The sequence below is a fragment of the Vibrio sp. Vb0667 genome, from assembly GCF_033391095.1.
This window is the reverse complement of the sequence record NZ_JAWPOL010000190.1, coordinates 1-1,367: the sequence shown is the minus strand read 5'-3', so window position 1 is coordinate 1,367 and position 1,367 is coordinate 1. Positions and strand designations below refer to the sequence as shown.

The 1,367-nt window shown below is 45.1% G+C and carries 2 protein-coding genes and 1 pseudogene; 2 read left to right on the top strand and 1 reads right to left on the bottom strand.

What is annotated here, in order from left to right; genetic code table 11:
• Together R8269_RS24530 and R8269_RS24525 are read left to right on the top strand one after the other, a co-directional pair.
• Positions 1-252: pseudogene (locus tag R8269_RS24530) on the top strand (SDR family NAD(P)-dependent oxidoreductase); the annotation flags it as partial.
• The gene (locus R8269_RS24525) at positions 249-887 is read left to right on the top strand and encodes a YdcF family protein (protein ID WP_318222817.1); all 639 of its coding nucleotides are present in this window, start codon (positions 249-251) and stop codon (positions 885-887) included. The pseudogene R8269_RS24530 and the gene R8269_RS24525, both read left to right, overlap by 4 nt.
• 72 nt (positions 888-959) lie before the next feature.
• Here R8269_RS24525 and R8269_RS24520 read toward each other — a convergent pair.
• On the bottom strand, positions 960-1,367 hold a 408-nt coding region (locus R8269_RS24520), incomplete at its 5' end, for a thymidine kinase (RefSeq protein ID WP_318222816.1).

The following is a 1,367-nucleotide window of genomic DNA, read 5'->3' as shown; positions in this document are numbered from 1 at the left end:
AACATGCTTCATCAAAGTGACGCAGTCGCTGTGGCACAATTTGCATTGGATCACCTGAGTAATCAGATCATTAATGTCACAACGCCTCACACCGTGAGCAAAGCTGAGTTTTACCAAGCAGCAATCACCAAAAGTGGCGCAGAGATTTCGCTACCTCCCGTTACAGAAGATGCCGATAAACGCATTTTAGCGGACAAACTGGTTTCACTTGGGTATCAATTCCGATTCAATTCAACGCTGGATGCACTATGAAGTTATATCAACATATAGAAACGCTTTGGGATTACATGCAGCTCAAACAGGATTTAAAGCCTGCCGACTGCTTGTTTGTTATGTGCAGTAACGACGTGCGAGTTGCTGAGCACGCCGCTGCGCTTTACCACCAAAAACTCGCATCATTGATTGTGTTCTCCGGTGGTGAAGGCCGCTTTACGGATGGTTTGTTTGAAAAAAGTGAAGCCGAAACATTTGCCGACATCGCACGTTTAGCTGGCGTACCAAGCGATGCCATCTTAGTAGAAACACGTTCAACCAATAGTGGAGAAACCGTCCGTTTCACCGAGCAGTTATTAAAAGAGAAAGGCATCCAATGCGAATCGATTATTTTAGTGCAAAAGCCATTTATGGAACGCCGCGCCATCGCTACGTTTGAGAAGCAATGGCAATCGTCCTACTCGCAAGTGCAAGTCAGTTCTACCGCTCATCCATTCTTCGAATACATCAACGAAGACATGCCGCTAATGATGGTGTTAGAAGCGCTGATGGAAGATTTTTCCCGCGTCAAAAGCTATCCCGAAAAAGGATTTCAAACTAAGCAAGACATTCCAAATCAAGTGGATTCATCTTATCAAGTCTTGTTAGAGCGATTCGGTTTTGATCTCGTCTGAGCGAAATGAACAATTAAAAAGCCACCGAATTCGGTGGCTTTTCTGTATCGCTTTGAAGCTGAATGGATAGGTTTATTTACCTAGGGCTTCTTTGTAGTGCTGACGGCAAACCGAGACATAACGGTCGTTGCCACCAATTGCCACTTGGTCACCTTCTTTGATTGCGACTCCGTGTTCGTCGGTGCGGATAACCATGTTTGCTTTTCGGCCACAGTGGCAAATCGTCTTCAACTCAACCAGCTTATCAGCCCAAGAGAGTAGGTACTTACTGCCTTCAAAAAGTTCGCCAAGAAAATCGGTACGAAGACCATAGCAAAGTACTGGAATATGCAGCTTATCCACTACCTCTGTAAGTTGGTAAACCTGCTCTTTCGATAGGAACTGACACTCGTCAATAAGAATACAGTGACGTTTTTCGACTTCATGCAGGGCTGCAATCTCTTGATATAGGTTCGTATCTGGACGGAACAAATGCGCGTC